20 protein-coding genes are annotated in these 24,465 nt (G+C 41.8%); 15 read left to right on the top strand and 5 right to left on the bottom strand.

The window, feature by feature from the left end:
• The first annotated feature begins 3 nt into the window (after window positions 1-3).
• From ACXYMT_RS10750 to hisIE, 11 genes are all read left to right on the top strand, one after another.
• On the top strand, window positions 4-2,034 hold the full coding sequence (locus ACXYMT_RS10750; protein WP_459059077.1) for a VWA domain-containing protein: 2,031 nt from the start codon (window positions 4-6) through the stop codon (window positions 2,032-2,034).
• Between the two features lie 19 nt (window positions 2,035-2,053).
• Window positions 2,054-2,866 (top strand): prohibitin family protein, encoded by an 813-nt coding sequence (locus ACXYMT_RS10745; protein WP_459059076.1) that lies wholly within the window; start codon window positions 2,054-2,056, stop codon window positions 2,864-2,866.
• A 216-nt stretch (window positions 2,867-3,082) separates the two neighbouring features.
• On the top strand, window positions 3,083-3,940 hold the full coding sequence (gene hisG / locus ACXYMT_RS10740; RefSeq protein WP_459059075.1) for an ATP phosphoribosyltransferase: 858 nt from the start codon (window positions 3,083-3,085) through the stop codon (window positions 3,938-3,940).
• A 12-nt stretch (window positions 3,941-3,952) separates the two neighbouring features.
• Complete coding sequence (hisD, locus tag ACXYMT_RS10735; protein WP_459059074.1) at window positions 3,953-5,251, top strand: histidinol dehydrogenase; 1,299 nt, start codon at window positions 3,953-3,955, stop codon at window positions 5,249-5,251.
• Complete coding sequence (gene hisC, locus ACXYMT_RS10730) at window positions 5,244-6,296, top strand: histidinol-phosphate transaminase (RefSeq protein WP_459059073.1); 1,053 nt, start codon at window positions 5,244-5,246, stop codon at window positions 6,294-6,296. Before hisD ends, hisC begins: the two co-directional genes overlap by 8 nt.
• On the top strand, window positions 6,293-7,429 hold the full coding sequence (gene hisB, locus ACXYMT_RS10725; protein WP_459059072.1) for a bifunctional histidinol-phosphatase/imidazoleglycerol-phosphate dehydratase HisB: 1,137 nt from the start codon (window positions 6,293-6,295) through the stop codon (window positions 7,427-7,429). Before hisC ends, hisB begins: the two co-directional genes overlap by 4 nt.
• A 33-nt stretch (window positions 7,430-7,462) precedes the next feature.
• Window positions 7,463-8,083 (top strand): imidazole glycerol phosphate synthase subunit HisH, encoded by a 621-nt coding sequence (hisH, locus tag ACXYMT_RS10720; RefSeq protein ID WP_459059071.1) that lies wholly within the window; start codon window positions 7,463-7,465, stop codon window positions 8,081-8,083.
• A 308-nt stretch (window positions 8,084-8,391) separates the two neighbouring features.
• Entirely contained in the window at window positions 8,392-8,694 is a 303-nt protein-coding gene (locus ACXYMT_RS10715) for a four helix bundle protein (RefSeq protein ID WP_459059171.1), read from the top strand.
• A 13-nt stretch (window positions 8,695-8,707) separates the two neighbouring features.
• Entirely contained in the window at window positions 8,708-9,427 is a 720-nt protein-coding gene (gene hisA / locus ACXYMT_RS10710) for a 1-(5-phosphoribosyl)-5-[(5-phosphoribosylamino)methylideneamino]imidazole-4-carboxamide isomerase (RefSeq protein ID WP_459059070.1), read from the top strand.
• 139 nt (window positions 9,428-9,566) lie between these two features.
• Window positions 9,567-10,322, top strand: a complete 756-nt coding sequence (gene hisF / locus ACXYMT_RS10705; protein WP_459059069.1) for an imidazole glycerol phosphate synthase subunit HisF — start codon at window positions 9,567-9,569, stop codon at window positions 10,320-10,322.
• 66 nt (window positions 10,323-10,388) lie between these two features.
• On the top strand, window positions 10,389-10,994 hold the full coding sequence (hisIE, locus tag ACXYMT_RS10700) for a bifunctional phosphoribosyl-AMP cyclohydrolase/phosphoribosyl-ATP diphosphatase HisIE (RefSeq protein ID WP_459059068.1): 606 nt from the start codon (window positions 10,389-10,391) through the stop codon (window positions 10,992-10,994).
• A 160-nt stretch (window positions 10,995-11,154) separates the two neighbouring features.
• On the opposite strand, the gene ACXYMT_RS10695 is transcribed toward hisIE, so the two are convergent.
• Window positions 11,155-13,716: an ATP-dependent Clp protease ATP-binding subunit gene (locus ACXYMT_RS10695; protein WP_459059067.1), complete on the bottom strand. Its 2,562-nt coding sequence runs from the start codon at window positions 13,714-13,716 to the stop codon at window positions 11,155-11,157.
• A gap of 258 nt (window positions 13,717-13,974) precedes the next feature.
• Between ACXYMT_RS10695 and gyrA the strand changes: the two genes are divergently transcribed.
• Together gyrA and ACXYMT_RS10685 are read left to right on the top strand one after the other, a co-directional pair.
• Window positions 13,975-16,530: a DNA gyrase subunit A gene (gene gyrA / locus ACXYMT_RS10690; RefSeq protein ID WP_459059066.1), complete on the top strand. Its 2,556-nt coding sequence runs from the start codon at window positions 13,975-13,977 to the stop codon at window positions 16,528-16,530.
• A gap of 21 nt (window positions 16,531-16,551) precedes the next feature.
• Window positions 16,552-17,832, top strand: coding sequence for a tetratricopeptide repeat protein (locus ACXYMT_RS10685; RefSeq protein ID WP_459059065.1), 1,281 nt, complete (start codon window positions 16,552-16,554; stop codon window positions 17,830-17,832).
• A gap of 52 nt (window positions 17,833-17,884) precedes the next feature.
• Here the strand turns inward: ACXYMT_RS10685 and ACXYMT_RS10680 are convergent, their stop codons facing one another.
• Together ACXYMT_RS10680 and ACXYMT_RS10675 are read right to left on the bottom strand one after the other, a co-directional pair.
• Window positions 17,885-18,631, bottom strand: coding sequence for a C40 family peptidase (locus ACXYMT_RS10680; RefSeq protein ID WP_459059064.1), 747 nt, complete (start codon window positions 18,629-18,631; stop codon window positions 17,885-17,887).
• Between the two features lie 24 nt (window positions 18,632-18,655).
• Window positions 18,656-19,834 carry an acetyl-CoA C-acyltransferase gene (locus tag ACXYMT_RS10675; RefSeq protein ID WP_459059063.1) on the bottom strand — a complete coding sequence of 393 codons (1,179 nt, stop codon included), beginning with the start codon at window positions 19,832-19,834 and terminating at the stop codon, window positions 18,656-18,658.
• Window positions 19,835-19,948: 114 nt separating this feature from the next.
• Between ACXYMT_RS10675 and ACXYMT_RS10670 the strand changes: the two genes are divergently transcribed.
• Window positions 19,949-21,994 carry an HD family phosphohydrolase gene (locus tag ACXYMT_RS10670; RefSeq protein WP_459059062.1) on the top strand — a complete coding sequence of 682 codons (2,046 nt, stop codon included), beginning with the start codon at window positions 19,949-19,951 and terminating at the stop codon, window positions 21,992-21,994.
• 2 nt (window positions 21,995-21,996) lie between these two features.
• On the opposite strand, the gene ACXYMT_RS10665 is transcribed toward ACXYMT_RS10670, so the two are convergent.
• Together ACXYMT_RS10665 and ACXYMT_RS10660 are read right to left on the bottom strand one after the other, a co-directional pair.
• Entirely contained in the window at window positions 21,997-22,449 is a 453-nt protein-coding gene (locus ACXYMT_RS10665) for a transcription elongation factor (protein WP_459059061.1), read from the bottom strand.
• Window positions 22,450-22,540: 91 nt separating this feature from the next.
• Complete coding sequence (locus ACXYMT_RS10660) at window positions 22,541-22,948, bottom strand: glyoxalase (RefSeq protein ID WP_459059060.1); 408 nt, start codon at window positions 22,946-22,948, stop codon at window positions 22,541-22,543.
• Between the two features lie 159 nt (window positions 22,949-23,107).
• Between ACXYMT_RS10660 and ACXYMT_RS10655 the strand changes: the two genes are divergently transcribed.
• The gene (locus ACXYMT_RS10655) at window positions 23,108-24,460 is read left to right on the top strand and encodes an NAD-dependent succinate-semialdehyde dehydrogenase (RefSeq protein ID WP_459059059.1); all 1,353 of its coding nucleotides are present in this window, start codon (window positions 23,108-23,110) and stop codon (window positions 24,458-24,460) included.
• The last annotated feature ends 5 nt before the right edge of the window (window positions 24,461-24,465 follow it).

Raw genomic sequence — 24,465 nt, 5'->3', positions numbered from 1 at the left:
CACATGCCGGCAACAACGATTCTTCTTCTTATCGGAGCTTTTATCCTTGCGCTGGTTCTGGCTTTATTTCAGTATTTCTATAGGTCGAAGAAGAGAGGTTCCAAAAATGCCATTTTTGCAGCCCTTCGTTTTGTAGCTACCTTCGCACTTTTGCTATTACTTATCAACCCAACCATAAGTGATGCAGAATATTTTACCGAGAAGCCGGATCTTGTCCTGGCGGTAGATAATTCTTCATCAATAAAGGAATTTGGTGAGGGAGAACGGGTGAAAGAACTGGTAAGTAAGCTTCGGAATGACCCCGACCTTAGGGAAAGATTTGAAATAGAAACCTTTTCCTTCGGTAGCACTTTAAAAAAATCTGATTCTTTAGATTTTGAGGAATCTCAGACAAACTTACCTGTGGTTTTTCAGGATCTTTCCGACCTTTATGAGAGGGAGATTGCACCTGTAGTTCTTATCACAGATGGTAATCAAACTCTTGGTGAAGAATTTCGCTTTCCGGCGCAACGTTTTAAGCAACCAATATTACCTGTAATAGTTGGGGATACTGCACGATATAGGGATTTGAGTATAGGCCGTGTGAATGTCAATAAATATGCTTTTTTGAACAACCGTTTTCCGGTTGAGGTTATTGTGAACTATTCAGGAGATGCTGCGGCCCAGACGAGACTGGAGATCTTGAAAGGAGGCTCGGTAGCATATTCTCAACAACTTTCCTTTTCTTCAGAAGATAATTCTGAAGTTGTACGGGTGGAGCTTCCGGCCAGTGCAATTGGTGTACAGAATTTTGAAGTTCGGCTATCGCCTCTTGAAGCCGAAAGAAATCTACTCAATAATAATCGGGAGTTTGTGGTGCAGGTGATCGATGAGCGCAGTAAAGTTCTTATCGCATATTCCATTCTGCACCCAGACCTGGGGGCTCTGCAAAAGGCCATTGAGAGCAACCAGCAAAGAGAAGTGGAATTGAAGCCAATCTTAGAGGTCAAAAATATTAAAGGTTTTCAGCTTGTGATCCTTTATCAACCCGATGCCAGGTTTCAGGATCTTATGACCCAGCTGGACATTGAAAACAGGAACTATTTCCTCATTACCGGTCCAAAAACGAACTGGAAATTTTTGAATCAACAGCAGGAAATATTCCGCCAGGAGATCACAAATCAGTCAGAAGAATATATTCCGGTTTGGAATGAGAATTTCAAAGCTTTTCAAACAGAGGATATAGGTTATTCAGGACTTCCACCTCTCGAAGGAACATTTGGTAATCTTGAGGCCCCTCAATCCCTGGATATTTTGTTATACCGGGAGCTGCAGGGAATAGAAACCTCGATTCCTTTACTGGGAATTTCCTCAGGGACTGGACCTAGATTCGGATTTCTTTTTGGAACAAATTTGTGGCGTTGGCGAAGTTCAGTTTTTCAGGATACAGGATCTTTTCAAAAGTTCGATGATCTTATTGGAAAGCTGGTTCAGTTTCTTGCATCCTCAAACAGACAAGAGAGACTGGTGTTGGATTATGAGCCTCTTTATAATGCAAGTCAGGGTGTGATTGTGAAAGCCGAATATTTCGATCAAAGTTTTAATTTTGATCGCCGTGCTTCAGTTTTCTTGCTAATAAGAAACCAAGAGACCCAAGAGCAGCGACAAATTCCTTTCCTGCTTAAAGAAAATTCTTTTGAAGTAGATTTGAGCAGCCTACCTGCAGGTGATTATAATTTTACTGTTGGGGTGGAAGGCCAAAATCTTTCGCGCTCGGGTAATTTGAGAATTCTGGAATTTGATGTCGAAAAGCAGTTTGTAAGAGCAAACCTAGAAGGATTGCAACAAATTGCATTGCAAAAAGGACAGGAGATCTACTTTTTAGAAGATTTCCAGGAGCTTAAAAATGAGCTTCTGTCGTCCAATTCTTATGCAACCATCCAAAAAAGCCGCGAAAAGGACGTATCTTTGATCGACCTTGAAATTTTATTAGGAATTATCGCACTAGCTTTAAGCGCTGAGTGGTTCCTGAGAAAATATTACGGTCTTATCTAATTTACATTTAACTATTATCATGGAAAGATTACCAAAAATTGGCCTGCCAATTCTATTCGCAGGAATTATTTTAATTATTCTTATTGCCAAATCCACCATCACTATAGATTCCGGGGAAGCCGGAGTTTTGTACCAGACCTTTGGGGGTGGTGTGGTTGTAGATGAGCCACCTTTAGGGGAGGGTTTTCACTTTGTAGCTCCCTGGAATAAAGTTTATGTTTACGAAGTTCGGCAGCAGTCCCTGGATGAAAGAATGCAGGTGTTGTCTTCTAACGGACTTGAGATCGAGATAGATGCTTCTGTATGGTTTCAGCCAGATTATAAAGATCTTGGTGCCTTGCATAAGGAAAAAGGAGAGGCTTATATTCAGAGGGTACTTCAGCCGGCAGTTCGATCGGCAGCCCGTGCGGTAGTAGGAAGATATAATCCGGAGCAGCTTTATGCAAGTAAACGTGAAGCTATTCAGAAGGAGATCTTTGAAGAAACTCAGTTACTGCTCAAAGAGCAGTATGTGCAGATCAACGAGGTACTGGTGAGAGATGTCTCGTTGCCTTCTACGATTAAAGATGCCATAGAAAGAAAGTTGAGACAGGAGCAGGAATCTTTAGAATATGAATTTCGTTTGACAAAGGCCGAACAAGAGGCCGAGAGACAACGTATTGATGCCGAAGGAAAGGCGCGTGCTAACCAGATCCTGGCTGCTTCTCTTACAGATAAAGTGCTTGAGGAGAAAGGAATCCAGGCAACCCTGGAACTGGCAAAATCTCCTAACGCGAAAGTTGTGGTGATAGGTGGAGAGAATGGAATGCCAATCATTCTAGGAGATAATTAAAATTTAGGCGAAAAAGAATTTTAGATTGTAAAATAAATCTGTAATTTCGCAATAGTAAAATGAAGACACAACAACTACATCATCATCATTCTCATGCATTCGCTCTTGCGAGGTGAGATAGATATGTGTATATAAACCATATTTCTAAAACCCGTTTGAGCAGCTCAAACGGGTTTTTTTATTCCCTTTGTTCTGCCCAGACTAAAAATGAAAAACATGAAGAGAATAAGAATAGCAGTTCAAAAATCGGGGAGGTTACACGACGATTCCTTAAAGCTTTTAAAGGATGCCGGAATTTCAATAGACAATGGGAGAGAGCAATTAAAGGCTACCTCCGGAAATTTTCCGCTGGAGGTATTCTATCTCCGGAATGGTGATATTCCTCAGTATCTACGGGATGGAGTTGTTGATGCTGCGATCATTGGAGAGAACGTGCTTGTTGAAAAAGGCGAAGACATCAAAATGGCCGAGAGACTAGGCTTCTCCAAATGCCGGGTTTCTCTGGCTGTTCCAAAATCGGCCCGCTACAACGGTGTTGAAGGCCTGGAAGGTGCAAGGATCGCCACCTCTTATCCAAATACGGTACGAAATTACCTCTCGAAAAAGGGAGTTACGGCCGATCTTCATATTATCAACGGTTCGGTAGAGATCGCGCCAAACATTGGTCTGGCCGATGCTATTTGCGATATTGTATCCAGTGGGAGCACATTATTTAAAAATAATCTCAAGGAGGTAGAGGTCATGCTAAAGAGCGAAGCCGTACTTGCTGTATCACCAAAAATTTCTTCGGAAGTTGATGAGATCCTGAAGAAACTTCAGTTCAGGATCAAAGCAGTATTACGAGCCCGCAATTCAAAATATATCCTGATGAACGTCCCAAATTCTAAAATTGAGGCGGTCGTAAAGCTGTTACCGGGAATGAGAAGCCCAACTGTACTGCCGCTGGCTGAAGAAGGCTGGAGCTCCCTGCATACAGTAATTTCTGAGGAAAGGTTCTGGGAGGTAATAGATGAGCTGAAATCAAACGGAGCAGAAGGTATTCTGGTCGCTCCAATCGAAAAAATGGTACTCTAAAAAGCTGAAAACATGAAGAAATTTTTTGATCCGGAACAAACTGAATGGGAGGCAATCCTTGAACGTCCAACCAAAACTGTTGCCGATATCGAACAGATTGTGGAACAGATCTTTAGAGAGGTCAAAGCCGATGGAGATGCTTCAGTAAGAAAATATGCCGAACTATTTGATGGCTTTAACTCTGAAAGTTTTGAAGTTTCTTCTAAAGAGATTGAAGCAGCAACTGGCAAGGTTTCAGAAGAGCTTAAAGCTGCTATTGCTCTTGCCAAGGAAAACATCCGGAAATTCCACGCAGCTCAGAAAACCGAAAAAGTTTCTGTCGAAACTGTAGCCGGAGTGAAATGCTGGCAGGAAAAACGACCTATTCAAAAAGTGGGTCTGTATATTCCCGGCGGTACCGCTCCCTTGTTTTCGACGATCTTGATGCTTGCTGTCCCTGCACAGATCGCAGGATGTAAAGAGGTAATTCTTTGCACGCCGCCGGCAAAGGATGGTTCTGTAAATCCTGCCATTTTATATACCGCTAAGCTTTGCGGCATAGAAAAAATTTACAAAGTGGGAGGGATCCAGGCCGTTGCTGCCATGACGTTTGGTACTGAAAGTATAAAGAAGGTTTACAAGATCTTTGGCCCCGGTAACCAATATGTCACTGTGGCAAAGCAAATGGCGACAAAATATAACGTGGCCATCGATATGCCGGCTGGCCCTTCAGAACTGCTTGTGGTAGCCGATGATACTGCCGATGGAGCTTTTGTAGCTTCCGATCTGCTTTCTCAGGCCGAGCATGGTATTGACAGTCAGGTGGTGCTGGTTTCTCCTTCCAAACAGCTTTTGAATAAAGTAGAAGCTGAAATTGAAAGTCAGCTGAAAGATCTTCCGCGGAAAGAGATCGCACAGGCAGCAATAGAAAATTCCCGCTTTATCTATATGAGTTCTGCTGAAAAAGCTTTAGATCTTATAAATGAATATGCCCCTGAACATTTCATTGTCTGCACCTCCAAAAATAACTTTTTTGTGCAGGGAATTATAAATGCAGGTTCGGTTTTTATAGGTAATTACACCCCCGAGAGCGCAGGAGATTATGCATCGGGTACTAATCACACCTTGCCAACCAACGGGTACGCTAAACAATACAGCGGGGTGAACCTCGATAGCTTTACCAAAGCCATTACTTTTCAGGAGATCTCTGCGGAAGGAATCCGGAATATTGGGAATTCCATTGAACTTATGGCTGAAGCTGAAGGTTTACAGGCTCATAAGAATGCCGTTACTTTAAGGTTGAACCAGCTGAAATCTTCGGGAAATGAATAAGAACTTTGATCTAAATCGCCTGGTGCGACCAAATGTTCTGCAAATGAAGCCGTATTCTTCGGCGAGGGACGAGTACAAAACAGACGGCCGAAAAATGACATTTTTGGATGCCAATGAAAATCCGTTTGAAAATGGAGTGAACCGTTATCCCGATCCCCAGCAGGGAAAGGTGAAGCAGGTGCTTGCCTCTCAAAAAGGGGTTTTGGAAGCACAAATTTTGTTGGGGAACGGCAGTGATGAAGTGCTGGATCTCATCTTCAGGGCATTTTGTCGACCGCAGGTTGATAATGTCATTACGCTGCCGCCAACTTATGGCATGTATAAAGTGTTGGCGGGATTGAACGAAATTGAAGATCGGGAAGTGGTTTTAAAGCAGAACTTTCAGCCAGATGTGGATTCAATTCTTGAAAAAGTTGATGAGCGGACAAAACTGATATTTTTGTGCTCTCCAAATAATCCCACAGGAAATTCATTTTCGGAAGCTTCCGTAGAAAAGATCCTTAAGGACTTCAACGGACTCGTGGTAATTGATGAGGCATATATAGATTTTTCAGCTGAAAGAAGCTGGCTGGAACGATTGGAGGAATCTCCGAATCTGGTGATCACCCAGACGCTTTCCAAAGCTTATGGCATGGCAGGAATAAGATTGGGAATATGTTATGCTTCTGAAGAAATTATTGCTGTTCTGAACAAGATCAAGCCGCCATATAACGTCAATGAGCTTACGCAACAAAGAGCATTGGAGCGGCTCTCGAAGCCGGAGGAGGTGAATAAGGAAGTACAGCTGATCTTAACGGAAAGAGAACTGCTTGCTGCTAACCTCTCAAAAATGGCATTTGTGAAGAAGATTTTTCCATCAGACGCGAATTTTCTTTTGGCGAGAGTTGAGAATGCCGGGAAAAAGTATGAGCAGCTAATCGAGGCCGGAGTGGTGGTACGCAATCGCAGCAATCAGCAGCTATGTGACAATACCCTGAGGTTCACGGTAGGTACGCCGACGGAAAATCAGGAATTATTAAAGAAATTAAAGGAACTTGAAGCATGAAAAAGGTATTATTTATAGACCGTGATGGTACAATTGTATTAGAGCCGGAAGATTTTCAGCTTGATCATTTTGACAAGCTGGAATTTTATCCTGCAGCTTTTCATTACCTCTCAAAAATTGCCCGGGAACTGGATTACGAGCTGGTGATGGTCACCAACCAGGATGGATTGGGAACAGATTCCTTTCCGGAAGATACATTTTGGCCCGTGCAGAATTTTGTGCTGAAGGCTTTTGAAAATGAAGGAGTGAAATTTTCAGAAGTAATAATTGACCGCACTTTTCCGGAAGATAATGCGCCTACGCGAAAACCGGGAACGGGTTTACTAAAAGCTTATTTCGATACTGAGAAATACGACCTCAAAAATAGCTTCGTACTAGGGGACCGACTTACCGATATGGAGCTGGCCAGGAACCTGGGGGCAAAAGGAATTTTTATTACCGGTCATGAGGAATTAGGAAGTAATGAGCTTTCAGTAAAAAAGGAGGAGCTTCAAAAAAGCATAAGGCTGGAGACCAACAGCTGGAAAGAAATTTATGAGTTCCTGAAGCTGGAGGAGCGTACGGCCAGCATCGAAAGGAAAACGAATGAAACCGATATTTCTATTTCTCTGAATCTCGATGGCACCGGTAAAAGCCGGATCGACACAGGGATCAAGTTCTTTGATCACATGCTTGACCAGATCGCCCGCCACGGACAAATGGATCTGGAGATCATGGTGAAAGGAGATTTGGAAGTAGACGAACACCACACGATCGAAGATACTGCGATTGCCCTGGGCGAAGTTTTTTCTAAAGCATTGGGAAATAAACTCGGAATTGAACGCTATGGTTTTGCACTGCCAATGGATGATTGCCTGGCGCAGGTAGCCATTGATTTCGGCGGAAGGAATTGGCTGGTTTGGGAAGCCGATTTTAAAAGAGAAATGATAGGTGCAATGCCTACAGAAATGTTCTATCACTTTTTCAAATCCTTTACCGACGGCGCAAAAGCAAATCTGAATATCAAAGCTGAAGGCACCAATGAACATCATAAGATCGAAGCCATTTTCAAGGCTTTTGCGAAGGCGATAAAAGTAGCGGTTAAGCGGGATTCCGATAAAATGATCCTGCCTTCCACAAAGGGAATGTTGTAATAGATCGGAGATGTTAGACTTGAGATAGTAGATATGGGTATTGAAAGAAATAAAGCTTCTGAGAAAGTTGTTATTATAGATTACGGGGCAGGGAATATTCAGAGTATAAAATTCGCCCTGGAAAGACTTGGCTACACCGGAATCCTGAGCAGTGATTCGGAAGAAATAAAGGCTGCCGATAAAGTGATATTTCCGGGAGTGGGAGAGGCGAGTTCAGCCATGAAAAAGCTGAAAAGTACAGGATTGGATAAAGTTATTCCGCAGTTAAAGCAGCCCGTTCTGGGAATTTGCCTTGGCATGCAGCTCATGTGTAACTGGTCTGAAGAAGGAGATACAGAAGGACTCGGGATCTTTAATGTAGATGTGGTCCACTTTGAGAAAACTTTAAAGGTTCCGCACATTGGCTGGAACAGGATAAAGGAACTTAAAACTGACCTTTTTGAGGGGATAGCTGAACAGGAATTTGTTTACCTGGTACACAGTTTTTATGCCCCGGTTTGCTCAGAAACCATAGCCAAATGTGACTACGGCGTGAATTATTCATCTGCGTTACAAAAAGATAACTTTTACGGGGTACAGTTTCATCCGGAAAAAAGCAGTGAAGCAGGGGAAAAAATTCTGGAGAATTTTTTGAAGTTAGATTTACGAAGTTAGAAGTACGAAGTGAAGGTAGATTTACGAAGTTAGAAGTACGAATTGAAGTTAGATTTATGAAGTTGGAAGTACGAAGTGAAGTTAGATTTACGAAGTTAGATTACGAAGTTAGAAGTACGAATTGAAGTTAGATTTCCGAAGTTAGAAGTACGAAGTGAAGTTAGATTTACGGAGTAAGAGGTGCAATCGTTAATAATTAGAATATGAAGGACTTAAAATTAAGGACAAAGGAATTTGCGGTTAATTGTTGGAGGTTTTGTCATAAGATTCCGCATTCACGGGAATAGAATGCTTATGTAAATCAACTCATCAAAAGTTCGAGCTCTGTAGGTGCAAATTATCGCGCAGCTCAAAGAGCTAAATCAACTGCTGATTTTATAAATAAACTTAAAATAGTTGAGGAAGAGGCCGATGAAAGCATGTATTTTCTTGAGCTTTTTATTGAAATTCTTGGCCAAGATATTCAAGAGGTAAAAGTGTTGCATTCCGAAGCAAATGAAATTATATCTATTGTAGTTGCCTCCATCAACACGGCTAAAAAAAAATCAAAAGGAGAAATAAAATTTAAAAATCTTTCTTCTAAAATAAAACTTCTTAAATCTGACTTCTAAAATCTAACTTCAAATGAGAATAATACCAGCCATAGATATCATCGACGGAAAGTGTGTAAGGCTTTCCCAGGGCGATTATAATTCAAAAAAAATTTACAATGAAAATCCGTTGGAGGTGGCGAAGCAGTTTCAGGATCACGGAATTCAGTATTTACACCTGGTAGATCTGGACGGAGCCAAGTCCAAGCATATTGTCAATTATAAGGTGCTTGAACAGATCGCTTCAGGAACCAACCTGAAAATCGACTTTGGTGGCGGACTAAAATCTGATAAAGATCTGGAGATCGCATTTAATAGTGGCGCTGCTCAGATCACCGGTGGGAGTATCGCGGTAAAGGACAGGGAAACATTTCTGTCATGGCTCGAGAAATATGGAAGCGAAAAGATCATTTTAGGAGCCGATGCCAAGGATGAGAAGGTCGCGGTGAGTGGCTGGCTTGAAGAATCTGAGGAAGATTTATTGCCATTTATCCAGAGATATCATGAAAACGGAGTCCAATATGTGATCTGTACAGACATTGCTAAAGATGGTATGCTGGAAGGTCCGTCTTTTGACCTGTACCAAAAGATACTCAGGGAAATACTGGATGTGAAACTGATAGCCTCCGGAGGGATTGCAGAATTTGATGATCTTCCAAAGCTTCAGGAAATAGGGTGTGAAGGAGCCATTTTAGGAAAGGCGATCTATGAGAATAGGATTAGCCTAAAGCAGTTGGAGAAATTCATTTTTTGAGAGGCAAGAGCCAAGAGACAAGAATCAAGACAAAAAATATAAGCACCAAATTTCAAGCACCAAATTCCAATAATAAAATGAGAGGATGGATTAGCAAAAAGAATCTCACATCTCATATCTCAAATCTAATATCTAAATCATGCTGACAAAAAGAATAATTCCCTGTCTGGATATCAAAGACGGAAGAACTGTAAAAGGAGTGAACTTTGTGAGTCTTCGGGATGCGGGAGATCCTGTGGAGCTGGCGGAGATCTATTCAAAGTCGGGCGCAGATGAGCTGGTGTTCCTGGATATTTCGGCTACCGAAGAAAAACGTAAGACTCTTGCCGAACTGGTGCGGAAGGTGGCGGCTACTATAAATATTCCATTTACTGTTGGTGGCGGAATTTCATCTGTAGAAGATGTGGATGTGCTGCTTCAGAATGGCGCCGATAAAGTTGCTATCAATTCTTCAGCAGTGAAAAATCCGGGGTTGATCAATGAGCTCGCAGCAAAATTCGGAAGACAGTGCATAGTGGTGGCAATAGATGCGAAGCAGGTGAGAGATAAGTGGCTGGTACACCTGGTAGGTGGAAAAGTACCTACAGAAATTGACCTTTTTGACTGGGTAGTTGAAGTAGAAAAACGCGGTGCCGGGGAGATCCTCTTCACCTCCATGGATCACGACGGCACCAAGGCAGGCTTTGCCAATGAAGCTCTCGAGAAAGTATCCCAGCTGGTGAGTATTCCTGTTATTGCTTCCGGCGGTGCAGGAAATAAAGAGCACTTTTGTGAGGCCTTTAAAAAGGGAAAAGCCGATGCTGCTTTGGCGGCAAGTGTTTTTCACTTTAAGGAAATTGAAATAAAGGACCTCAAACAGGAAATGAAGAAACAAGGGATTGAAGTAAGATTGTAGAAGTTAGAAGTGCGAGAGGGTCCCTCGACCTGACAGGAGAATAGTTATGATTAAAAAATTAATGAAATGAAGATAGATTTTAGTAAAGATAAAGACGGATTAGTACCGGCAATTATACAGGATGCCGAGACGAAAAATGTTCTGATGCTGGGTTATATGAATGAAGAAGCCTTCAGGAAAACACAGGAAACCAGAAAGGTGACATTTTTCAGCAGGAGCAAGCAGAGGCTTTGGACGAAAGGAGAGGAGAGTGGTAATTTTCTTCACCTGGTAGACATGCAGGTAGATTGCGATAATGATACGCTGTTGGTATTTGTAAATCCTAAGGGGCCTACATGTCATAAGGGAACTGACACCTGCTGGGGAGAAAAAAATGTTTCAGAAATGTCATTTTTGACACAGCTGGAAACCGTGATCTCTGACCGCAGATCAAATCCTGACAATGAAAAAAGTTATGTGGCTTCTCTGTTTAGAAGTGGGATCAACAAAATTGCCCAGAAAGTGGGTGAGGAGGCAGTAGAAACTGTGATCGAAGCAAAGGACGACAATGATGACCTCTTCCTGAATGAAAGCGCCGATCTCTTGTTTCACTATCTCATCCTGCTGCAGGCTAAAGGATTTAAATTAGAAGATGTTATTGAGATCTTAAAATCAAGACACAGTAGAAAATAAAAAGAGTCTGTCTGAAAAGTGCATTTCGTCAAACTGAACTTGTTTCAGCTTCCATTTTCCAATTTACTTTCGTTTTCAATTGGTTAAGATCCTGAAATGAATTCAGGATGACGTTTCATGCTTTTCAGACAGACTCTTTACAAATCTATTCTTCAAATAATTATTTAGAATCTTCGGAATTTGTTTCCTTTTTGGCCTTTTCAACCTTGATGGTCAATTCCTTCTTCTCTTCATCCAGATCCATAAAAACCTTGTCTCCTTCAGAAATATGAGAGGTAATGATCTCTTCGGCCAAAGCATCTTCAATATATTTTTGAATAGCCCGGTTTAAAGGCCTCGCACCATACTGCTTATCAAATCCTTTTTCAGCAATATAATCTTTTGCCTTTTTGCTTAATTCCAGATCATAACCTAAGGCACCAATCCTTCCAAACAATTTTTCAAGCTCGATATCGATGATCTTGTGAATATCTTCCTGCTCAAGTGGGTTGAAGATCACTACGTCATCTACACGGTTAAGAAATTCTGGTGCGAAAGCCTTTTTCAAAGCGCTTTCTATTACTCCTCGGGCATTCTCGTCCATTTGGTTCTTCCTTGCTGAAGTTCCAAATCCAACTCCCTGGCCAAAATCCTTTAATTTTCTCGCTCCAATATTAGAAGTCATGATGATGATCGTATTTCGGAAGTCGATCTTACGACCTAAACTATCTGTCAAATACCCATCATCAAGAACCTGGAGCAGCATGTTGAAAACATCGGGATGCGCCTTCTCAACCTCGTCCAGCAGGATCACCGCGTAAGGCTTTCTACGGACCTTCTCGGTCAATTGTCCACCTTCCTCGTATCCAACATATCCCGGAGGTGCTCCTATCAATCTACTCACGGCAAACTTCTCCATGTATTCGCTCATGTCAATACGTATCAACGCATCTTCATTGTCGAATAACTCACGGGAAAGGATCTTCGCCAGCTGAGTCTTACCAACCCCGGTTTGTCCTAGGAAGATAAAGGAACCAATTGGTTTGTTTGGATCTTTTAATCCGGCACGGTTACGCTGGATTGCCTTTACAACTTTGCCAACGGCTTCATCCTGACCAATGACCTTACCTTTAATAAGTTCAGGTAACTGGTAGAGCTTATTGATCTCTGTTTGTGCAATTCTATTTACGGGCACCCCTGTCATCATTGACACAACATCGGCAACATTATCTTCTGTCACCGTTTCGCGATGCATTTTGGATTCTTCTTCCCAGCGGGCTTGTGCCTGCGCTAGATCCTTCTCAATATTCTTTTCGTCATCACGAAGCTTTGCAGCTTCTTCATATTTTTGCTTTTTAACCACAGTGTTTTTAAGCTCCCTTACTTCCTCCAACTTACGCTCAAGTTCAAGGATCTGCTTTGGAACATCAATATTTGTGATGTGAACCCGAGACCCTGCTTCATCAAGGGCATCAATGGCCTTGTCTGGCAAAAACCTGTCGGTCATGTATCTGCTGGTAAGCTTCACACATGCCTGTATGGCCTCATCTGTATAGGTGACATTGTGGTGTTCTTCGTATTTATCTTTTATGTTATTTAGGATCTCAATAGTCTCTTCAATAGAAGTAGGCTCTACGATCACCTTTTGAAAACGTCTTTCAAGGGCTCCATCCTTTTCTATGTACTGCCTGTACTCATCAAGAGTGGTAGCACCTATACATTGAATTTCACCTCTTGCCAGGGCCGGTTTAAACATATTGCTGGCATCCAGACTTCCTGTAGCGCCACCGGCACCTACAATTGTGTGGATCTCGTCAATGAAAAGAATGATGTCATTATTCTTTTCCAGCTCGTTCATAACGGCTTTCATCCTTTCCTCGAACTGCCCACGGTACTTGGTTCCTGCCACTAAACTGGCAAGATCTAGAGTTACCACACGTTTGTCAAAAAGAATTCTGGAAACTTTTCTTTTTACGATTCGAAGGGCGAGACCTTCAGCAATAGCCGATTTACCGACACCCGGTTCTCCAATTAGTAGCGGGTTGTTCTTTTTCCTTCGGCTTAAGATCTGAGAAACTCTCTCTATCTCTTTTTCACGACCAACAACCGGATCGAGTTTATCAAGCTCTGCAAGTGCCGTTAGATCCCTTCCGAAGTTATCCAGTACCGGAGTCTTAGACTTTTTGGTAGATTTCCCCGGAGTACCGGCAAAAGGATTGCTTTTTCCGGAATCATCTGAACTGGAATCCTCATCTGAAAAAGATTCGGAGGTTGGGGAGTCAATATAATCGTCCTCGTTAGTGATCATATACTTGAACTGGTCTTTGACTCCGTCGTAGTCTACCTTTAGCTTATTCAGAAGCTTGGTCGTGGGGTCATTTTCATTCCTTAATATACACAATAGCAGGTGTGCTGTGTTAATGGAGGTGCTTTGGAAAAGCTTGGCTTCCAAAAATGTCGTTTTTAGAGCTCTTTCCGCCTGTCTTGTTAGATGCAGGTTTCTCTTTTCATTAGATTCTACAGCTACATTGGGATTGGCGGGGCTAAGGATCTCGACCTTTCTTCTCAAATGAGTAAGATCCACATCCAGGGCATTTAATATATTAATGGCTTTACCATCACCATCTCTTAGAAGACCCAGCATTAAATGCTCGGTACCAATAAAATCATGGCCAAGCCTAAGTGCTTCTTCCTTGCTATAGGCAATTACGTCTTTTACTCTTGGTGAAAAATTATCATCCATGTTAATTCCTTTCTCTCAAATTATTTTTATACAGGTTTCAAAAACCGTACCCGATTCTCTGAATTGTGTTTATCTGAAGTAAAGCTAATTGACGAATTTGTGTCAATAAAACAAAGCAGAATGTAATGAACTTATTAACCAAGCACAACTAAAAATTTGTTAATAAAATACAAGAAAACCTCAATGTAGAGTGCCTGTAGGTGGGCTAAAATGCGTAAATTGGCACGTTAGATTTTTGAACCAAAATAATAGATATTTATGGCTGAAGGAGAAAAGTTAATTCCTATCAATATTGAAGATGAAATGAAGTCGGCTTACATTGATTATTCAATGTCGGTCATTGTGTCACGTGCCCTGCCAGACGTACGCGACGGATTAAAGCCGGTACACCGCCGGGTATTATATGGAATGTACGAGCTTGGAGTTCTTTCCAACAGGGCTCATAAAAAATCTGCAAGAATTGTAGGGGAAGTTTTAGGTAAGTTTCACCCTCACGGAGATTCATCTGTTTATGACACTATGGTGCGTATGGCCCAGGAGTGGAGTTTGCGTTATATGCTCGTAGACGGGCAGGGTAACTTTGGTTCTATTGATGGGGACAGTCCTGCAGCAATGCGTTATACCGAAGCCAGAATGCGCAAGATCAGTGAAGATATGTTAGCAGATATCGATAAAGAAACTGTCGATATGCAGCTTAACTTCGATGATACAATTCATGAACCTACTGTATTGCCAACGCGTATTCCAAACCTTTTAGTAAACGGGGCAAGTGGAATCGCAGTAGGTATGGCTACAAATATGCCTCCTCATAACCTTTCTGAAGTTATTGATGGCGTTGTAGCTTATATCGATAACCATGATATAGAAATAGATGAGCTTATTGAGCATGTAAAAGCTCCCGATTTTCCCACAGGAGGTATTATCTACGGTTATGACGGAGTTCGCGAAGCTTTTAAAACCGGTCGCGGAAGAGTTGTGATGAGGGCGAAGGCCCAGACCGAAGAAGTGGCGGGGAAAGAGGCTATTATAGTGACCGAAATTCCTTACCAGGTCAACAAAGCTGAAATGATCAAGAAAACAGCCGATCTTGTAAATGAGAAGAAGATCGAAGGTATCTCTCTTATCAGGGATGAATCTGACCGTAATGGGATGCGCATCGTGTATATCCTTAAAAGAGATGCTATTCCAAATATTGTACTAAATCTATTGTACAAGCATACAGCACTACAAAGTTCCTTTAGTGTAAACAATATTGCTCTTGTAAAAGGTCGTCCTCAAATGCTGAATTTGAAGGATATGATCTATCATTTTGTAGAACATCGTCATGAGGTGGTCGTTCGCCGAACTGAATATGAGCTAAGAAAAGCTGAAGAGCGTGCGCATATATTAGAAGGACTTATCATAGCTTCCGATAATATTGATGAAGTTATCGCTTTGATAAGAGCTTCCAGCAATGCCGATGAAGCCCGTGCCAAGTTGATCGAACGTTTCGAGCTATCCGAAGTGCAGGCCAAGGCAATTGTAGAAATGCGCTTGAGACAATTAACGGGTCTTGAGCAGGATAAACTACGAGCTGAGTATGAAGAGATCATGAAGACCATTGAAGATCTTAAGGATATTCTTGCCCGTAAGGAACGAAGAATGCAAGTGATCAAAGATGAGATGCTTGAGATCAAAGAAAAATATGGGGATGAAAGACGCTCCACAATTGAGTATGCGGGAGGTGATCTTAGTATGGAAGATATGATCCCCGATGAGCAGGTGGTGATCACTATTTCGCATGCGGGTTATATCAAAAGAACATCTCTTACTGAATACAAGACCCAGAACAGGGGAGGAGTAGGACAAAAAGGATCTACAACAAGAAATGAAGATTTCCTTGAGAACCTCTTTATCGGGACCAACCACCAGTACATGCTGTTCTTTACTGAAAAAGGTAAGTGTTTCTGGATGAGGGTGTTTGAGATTCCTGAAGGAAGTAAAACTTCAAAGGGAAGGGCTATACAAAACCTAATCAATCTTGAACCGGATGATAAGCTGAAAGCATTCATATGTACTAAGGATCTCAAGGATGAGGAGTACATTAACAGCCACTATGTCATGATGGCTACCAAAAAAGGTCAGGTAAAGAAGACATCTTTGGAGCAGTACTCAAGACCTAGAACAAATGGGATCAATGCAATAACAATTCGTGAGGGGGATGAGCTGCTTGAAGCAAGGTTGACAACCGGTGAGAGCCAGGTGATGCTCGCGCTAAAAAGCGGAAAAGCTATACGATTTGATGAAAGCAAGACCCGTCCTATGGGTAGAAATGCTTCGGGAGTTAGAGGTATTACTTTAGCAGATGACAAGGATGAAGTAGTAGGAATGATCACCATTGAAAATCCTATGGAAGAAACGGTACTTGTAGTTTCTGAAAATGGGTACGGTAAACGTACCTATATTGATGACCCTGAAGATGGGGAACCAATCTACAGGATCACCAACCGTGGAGGTAAAGGAGTGAAAACTATTTCCATTACCTCTAAAACAGGAAGCCTTGTTTCAATAAAAAGTGTGACCGATCTTGATGACCTTATGATCATCAATAAATCTGGTCTTGCAATTAGAACATCTGTTTCTAATTTGCGTGTAATGGGACGTGCAACGCAAGGGGTTAGATTAATCAACTTAAAGAATAATGACTCTATTGCTGCCGTGGCGAAAGTGATCAATGAGGAAGAAGATGTGGAGGATGTGGCAGGAGATGCAACCCCCGAGATCACTGATCAAAACCAGGATGGCACAACTATTGCAAACGATAGTGAGGAATAATTTTAATCAAAACCACAAAAGATGAAAACCAGAATTTTAACGGCAGCTTTAGCTATGTTCACTGTCGTATCATTTGCCCAAAAGAAGGAAATAAAAAGAGCCGGAAAAGCGGTTGAAAAAGGGGAATATCAGGAGGCTAAAAACTACCTTCAGCAGGCAGAAGCGCAATTGGCTAACGCCGATCAAGATGAAAAAGCAGATTTCTACCTTTACAAAGGTTATGCATTAGTAGGAACAGGTGAAAACGTACCAACTGCCGATCTTATGGCTGCAGCCGAGGCTATGAAAAAAGCTAAGGAATTAGGTCATGACGAAGTTCAGCAGGGAATGGATGCGGTAAGCAATGCATTGGTTAATTCAGCTATTGCAGATCAAAATGCACAGAATTTCGCTGAAGCGTCACAAAAGCTTGAAGCTAGTTACAGAATGAATAACAGGGATACTGTTTACCTTTATTATGCAGCTTCAAATGCAGTGAATTCTCAGGATTACGATGAGGCTTTAAGATACTACACAGAGCTTCAGGATCTTGGATTTACGGGGGAAGAAACAATCTTTACTGCAGTAAACAAGGAAACAGGAGAAGAGGAGAGAATGGCTTCAAAAGAGCAAAGGGATCTTTTCGTAAAGTCTGGAACTTACATTAATCCTCAGGATAAGAAAACTGAATCTAAAGAAGGAGAGATAGCTAAGAACATTGCTCTTATCTACATCGAAAAAGGTGAGAATGAGAAGGCAATTGCTGCAATGGAAAGAGCTAAAGAGGCTAATCCCAATGATGCTACTCTTATGCAATCTGAAGCAGATATGTACTACAGAATGGGAGACATGAATAAATATCGTGAGATCCTTGAAGAAGTAGTAAGCCAAAACCCTAATGATGCCACTCTTTACTACAACATGGGAGTAAGTTCTGCTCAACTTGGAGAAAATGATCGCGCTATAGACTACTACAAAAGAGCGATTGAGCTTGATCCGGAAATGCATAATGCGAGAATTAATATTGCATATGTTATTCTCTCTAAAGAACAGCCTCTTGTAGAGCAAATGAACAAGCTAGGAATGAGTAAGGCAGATCAAAAGAAGTATGAAGAGCTTTCTGAACAGCGTCAGGGAATCTACAGAGATGCACTTCCACACCTTGAGAAAGTGATGGCTAATGACCCGGATAACATCGAGGCTGCAAGAACGATGATGAACATCTACTACCAGTTGAATGAAACCGCTAAGGCAGAAGAAATGAAGGAAAAAGTAGCTCAGTTAGAAGCTGCCGGAGCTTCTTCAGCTACACCTAAGCAATAACAGTTTTAAAGCTACTGCATAAAAAAACCGCTCAATTATTTGAGCGGTTTTTTTATATCATCTTTTTAATGACTCTCAATTTGTGGGTGTGGCGTCTGAGTTCTGAGTTATAGATCCCTGAATGATCTATACGATCCAGCCGTACTTTTCCGTCCGCATGCAGGATGTAATTATCTCTCATCATAATTCCCACATGATTAATAACTCCGTCGGCATTGTCAAAGAATGCCAGGTCACCCGGTTCGCTTTCCTCAATAAAGCTAAGGGATTCTCCCTCCCTTGCCTGCTCTGCAGCATGCCTTGCCAGTTTGTGGCCATTTAGCTTATAGACCATCTGGGTAAAGCCACTGGCGTCTATTCCCATTGGTGTTTTTCCTCCCCATAAATAGGGAGCATTCAGGTAAAGAAAAGCAGTTTCAATAAGTTTGTCCTTGGGTTGGCTGCCGTTTGAGGTTGTGCCGGTGTGCCTGTGTCCCAAAAGCTCTACTCCCTGTATTTCAGAACAAAGAGGTATCGGGATGAGCTGCTCTCCTGCGGTCACGAACTCCACAAGATCAGCCGAAAGCATCGGTAAGGCAATCTGCAGATTCTCATAATCTGATTCAGAGATCTTGAGGATCTGATTATTCTCTATCCATGCTTCCAGAGCATCAAATGATGTGCGGATCCTCGACCATTTTGCTCTGGCCTCAAGGATCTTATAGGATTCGCCATAAAGCAACTGACTAACCATTTCTGAGGTATGTGCAGGTTCTGCTCTTAAAGGGACAACTCCCAGATTACAAATGGCATATTGCATTAAAAAGGGGCTTTCAAACCGGTATTAAGGACGTTCAATGATCATAGCCGAAGCTCCTCCGCCACCATTACAAACCGCAGCTGCACCTATCTTACCGTTGTTTTGTTTAAGTACATTGAGCAAGGTCACAATAATTCGAGCACCTGAACATCCCAGTGGGTGTCCCAGAGAAACGGCACCTCCATTCACATTCACATTCTTATCCTCAAGTTCCAATATCTTCATGTTCACTAGACCTACTACAGAAAAGGCTTCGTTGAACTCGAAGTAATCTACTTTGTCAATAGAGAGTCCGGCTTTATCCAGAGCTTTCGGTAAGGCCTTAGCAGGAGCTGTGGTGAACCAGATTGGTTCTGTGGCAGCATCTGCAAAGCTCTTAATGCTTGCCAGAACTTCCAGTCCAAGCTCATCGGCCTTTTCACGGCTCATTAGTACAAGTGCAGCAGCACCGTCATTTATGGTAGAGGCATTTGCGGCAGTAACAGTACCGTCTTTGCTAAAAGCTGGGCGTAAAGAAGCAATTTTATCCATCTTTACATTCCTGTATTCTTCATCTTCCTTTACCACAACAGGATCTCCTTTTCTTTGAGGCACTTCCACCGGCACTACTTCCTCATTGAACCTTCCTTCTTCCCAGGCTTTTCTGGATCTTTCGTAAGACTGGACAGCAAATTTGTCCTGTTCTTCTCTGGAGTAATTATGTTCTTTAGCACAATGATCTGCGGCTACTCCCATTGCATTATGGTCATAGGCATCTACAAGACCGTCTTTCTGCATACCGTCTTCCATTTGAGCCGGTCCAAATTTTTGACCGTTTCTAAGGTGTAGGTAATGAGGAATAAGACTCATATTTTCCATACCTCCGGCCACAACTATATTAGCATCTCCAAGTGCTATAGCCTGTGCTGCCTGCATAACAGCTTTCATTCCGCTGGCACATACCTTATTTACAGTTGTACAGGGAACACTTGTTGGGATTCCTGCACCCAGGGCAGCCTGCCTTGCAGGAGCCTGGCCTACGCCGGCCTGTACTACATTCCCCATGAGTACTTCGTCCACCATTTCGGGCTTCAAATTAATCTTGTCAAGAGCTCCTTTTATTGCTATTGATCCCAGCCTGGTAGCGGGAACAGAGGATAAGCTGCCTAAGAAACTGCCTATTGGAGTTCTTACTGCACTTACTATAACTACTTCCTTATTCATGGTTTTGCGGATTTAAATTTTCACTTTCGCGAATTTAATCATTTTATGAGGAAGAAACCAACGACTTCTTGACAGCCGGCTTTTTTTAGTACTTTTGAAAAGAATAGTCCCTGTATGAAATCTTTTATCAACAGCCTTTATAAAAATCAGGATCTCTTTTATAAGGTTTTTTTATTTCTCCTTACCACCTTTATAATTGTCTATTTGTTCCCTAAGGGAGGTAAATTCAAATATGAAATTCCAAAAGGAAAACCCTGGCAATATGAAAACCTTTATGCGCCTTTTGACTTTGCCATTTTAAAGACCCCTGAAGAACTGGCTGCTGAAAAAGAGGAGATCAACAAGACACATGTTCCTTATTATGACTATAATCCGGAAATCGTTCAGGATGTAGAGGCTGCTCTTGAAGAGCAATACATAAGTGTTTTTCCTGATACTCTTTCCCGCCGGGACAACAACAGGTTAAAAGATTTCATAGAAGATACTTTTGAAGAGATCTATGACGCCGGAGTGCTTCAGGAGATAGTTCCACTTAGCCCCGATCAACTGGTCTATCTTAGAGAAGGAAATGAGGTGACAGAGGTAACCTATAAAAGCATTTTAAAACAGAATCAACTCCGGGATTTCCTCAACCGCAGAATTGATCAGGCACAGCTTCAAAATTTCAGGGAAGAACTTATTAGCCTTTTCTTTGATACGGTAAAGACCAATGTTACCTATAATGAGGCTTTGACTCAAAGTGATTTGGAGAGCAAATACAACCAGATCTCCTACACCCGTGGAAATGTGGAAAGGGGGACAATAATTGTTGCCAAGGGAGAGGTCGTGGAAGGAAACAAACTGCAGATCCTTAATTCCCTCAAGGCTGAATATGAATCCCAGGTGTGGAGTGAGGCTAATTACAATTGGGTCATAGTAGGATATACCCTGCTTGTGTTTCTGGCTCTTTTAATGCTAATGCTCTTCATACGTAAGTATAGGTATGATATCTTTCAGAATAACATAAAGGTGACCTTCATTTTCTTTAATGTCACTCTTATGGTGCTGCTCACAGTACTTGTAATAAAATTCAATGTAGAATATGTGTACGTGGTGCCTTTGTGTATCCTACCACTTACCATTAAAGGATTCTTCGATTCCCGACTGGGGCTCTTCACCCATGTAATTACTGTTTTGCTACTCGGATTTATTGTTCCGGATAGCTACGAATACATGTTCCTGCAAATCATTGCAGGGATTGTGACTATACTCACTGTCTCTGAACTCTATAAAAGGGCAAATTTATTCATTACTGTTGGACAAATAACCCTGGTGTATATAGTTTCCTATTTCGCTTTTACCGTTATTCAGGAGGGATCCATTTATGAAGTGGAACCTGAAATTTTTCTCATGTTCCTCCTGGGAGGTCTGGCTACTCTGTTTGTGCAACCACTTATCTATGCTTACGAAAAGATCTTTGGTCTAATTTCAGATATGTCCTTACTGGAACTTTCAGACACTAATACCAAGCTTCTTAAAGAGCTTTCAGATAAAGCTCCTGGAACGTTTCACCATTCCTTGAATGTTGCCAACCTGGCTGAAGCAGCAGCAAATGAAATTGGTGCCAATTCAATGCTGGCAAGGGTTGGAGCTCTTTATCACGACATTGGGAAGATGCGGAATCCTACATATTTTACCGAGAATCAAACTACCTCCGTCAATTCTCACGATGAACTTTCACCAAAAGAAAGCGCCGATATTATTATCGAGCACGTGATCAACGGAATTGAAATTGCCAAAAAGAGGAATCTACCTGACAGAGTTATAGACTTTATCCGTACCCATCACGGAACTACCACGGTGTATTATTTCCTCAAGAAAGCCATGGAAAATGATAGGGATATTAACGAAGATGACTTTCGTTATCCCGGTCCCATGCCTTTTAGCAAGGAAACCGCAATCCTTATGATGTGTGATAGCGTGGAGGCGGCAAGCAGGAGTATTAAGGAACCTACAGCCAAGACCATTGATGAATTCGTGGAAAAGATCATTAACAAACAAATGGAAGACGGGCAATTCCTTAATTCCAATATTACCTTTATGGAAATTCAGCAGGTAAAAAAGATCCTGAAGCGGAAGCTAAAGAATATCTACCATCTTAGAATTGAATATCCGGAATAGCTTTAATGAACTTTAACGATATCCACCTTTCCATCTCTGAAACTGAAGGAGTCTCCGGCTTTTTTTCCCTCCATTTCCTTATAAATAGGAGCATCTGTTGAGATAGCATAGACTTTGCTTCCGCTTTCCATATCTACTTCCCCCAAGGGAACAGAAACAAAATAATACCCTTTTTCGGTTTCCACAACACTTCCCGGACGGACTACTTCACTTCGGTGATCCATATCAAGGTTCGCTAAAGTTTCCTTCATACTACGCACCCTGTCAAGATAGGCGGCGTTCTTTTCATATTCTGTAAGCATTTCTCCTTTATTGCCGTATTCATCAAAATCTGGATGAAATTTATGCTGCTCATTCTGGCCGCTAATTGAATCCATTTTTTCATTGTACTGGTCAATTCTATCATTGACTATATCAAGACATTTGTTGAATAACTCTTCTTTATTAATGCTCATTTTTTTTGCGTTTTCATTAAAATTAGCCAACGCAAAATTCAAAAAAGAACAATTAGCAAAAGTTTAATAAATACAGACTGTTGAAGCCGAATCAAACGGCAGGAAGGGAATCCAGCAGCTGAATATTGCTCTGTAGTCTTTCCTTGACCAGGTTCATCATCCTTTTGTTCAAAGCCGAAGAATTTGTGATGTAGTAAGTGTATTCTTCAATGGTAAATTGGCCAATGACCATCCCTTTAAGGCTGTTGCGGAATTTTATATCCTTCTGAATTGAATTTTCTATATACGCCATTCTTTTTTCGATGCTCATTTCATAGAAGACGTTCTTATGTTTTTGCACATAATTCCTGAAAGCCTCTAATAAAAGGTCATTTTGGAGTAGGATAACAGGGCGTAGCGTACGGTTCTGGAACTGTTCATCGGGAAGTGTTGAAGCATTTACTACAGCAGATTCAATTTGAGGCCGTAATTCGAGGAGGGATTGATCGCGATCTTTCATAACGGGGGTTTTTATTAAATATACAAAAAGTACAGTTCTACTCAGCTTTAGGTCATTACGATTTATGAACCTGTTGTGAACACTAAAGCTTCAGTTAAAATCCCTTTAATAATTTCTCTTGCTTATGAGTTCTTTTTACCTTTAAAAAAAGCCATTTTTATGATCCTTTCTAAAAACCCTTATTCCGGAGAAACTCTTTGGGAACACAGGGAATCATCCTCTCAAGATATTGACCAGGCCCTTGAAAAAGCAACAGCTGTTTTTAAGGAATGGAGAACTACCTCATTTTCTTTTCGGTCGAAACTTATGTTCAAAGCTGCAGAAGAGCTGCGGAAGAATAAACAGGAATATGCCGAGGTTATAACTAAAGAAATGGGGAAGCCAATAAGGCAGGCCATTGCTGAAGTAGAAAAATGTGCATGGGTATGCGAATATTATGCAGAAAATGCAGAGCAGCAGTTAGCTTCTGAAGAGATCGAGACAGATGCCGTGAAAAGTTATGTCAACTATGCTCCCCTTGGAGTGATCATGGCAATTATGCCCTGGAATTACCCTTTTTGGCAGGTATTTCGATTTGCAGCGCCGGCGCTAATGGCCGGGAATGTAGGGGTGTTGAAGCATGCCAGCAATGTGATGATGTGTGGAAAGAACCTGGAAAAAGTTTTTATAAGGGCCGGTTTTCCTGAAGGTTGTTTCCAGAATTTGGTCATTGGCAGTAAAAATGTGGAGGAGGTAGTAAAGGATAAAAGAGTGAAGGCCGTTACCCTTACCGGAAGCGAGGGAGCAGGAAGTTCTGTGGCTGCAACTGCCGGTAAGGAGATCAAAAAATCTGTTCTTGAATTGGGTGGAAGTAATGCCCTGGTGGTTTTTGATGATGCCAATCTCGAAGAGACGGTAAAAACCTGTGTGCAGGCCCGCTTCCAAAATACCGGACAAAGTTGTATTGCCGGAAAGCGACTTTTACTGCATAAAGACATTGCAGAAAAATTCACGGAATTATTTGTTGACAGAGTCAGGGAATTAAAGTCCGGCGATCCAATGGATGAGGGCACTTTCATTGGGGTACAGGCCAGAGAAGACCTGGCGGAGGATCTCGAGAAACAGGTAAATGAATCGGTGGAAATGGGATCGAAGGTCTTGATAGGAGGGGAGCGAAAAAAGGCATTTTACGCACCTACTGTTTTAGCCGGCGTCACTCCAAATATGCCAATGTTTAGGGAGGAGACTTTTGGTCCAGCCATTGGCATTACCACTTTTAGATCATACGACGAGGCGATTGAACTTATCAATGGCACAAAGTTCGGGCTCGGTGTCTCCTTGTTTACTACAGATGAGCAGAAGGCAGAAAAGTTGATCCCGCGAATAGAAGATGGCGCTGTTTTCGTGAACGAGCTGGTTAAGAGTGATCCGCGGCTTCCGTTTGGGGGAACAAAAAAATCGGGCTACGGAAGAGAATTATCAAAATTCGGGATACGGGAATTTGTAAATATTCAAACGGTTTATTTTAAGTAAAGAAT

This window comes from Salinimicrobium sp. CAU 1759 (assembly GCF_054482715.1).
The sequence above is the reverse complement of the archived record's forward strand: the minus strand, read 5'-3'. Positions and strand labels throughout refer to the sequence as shown.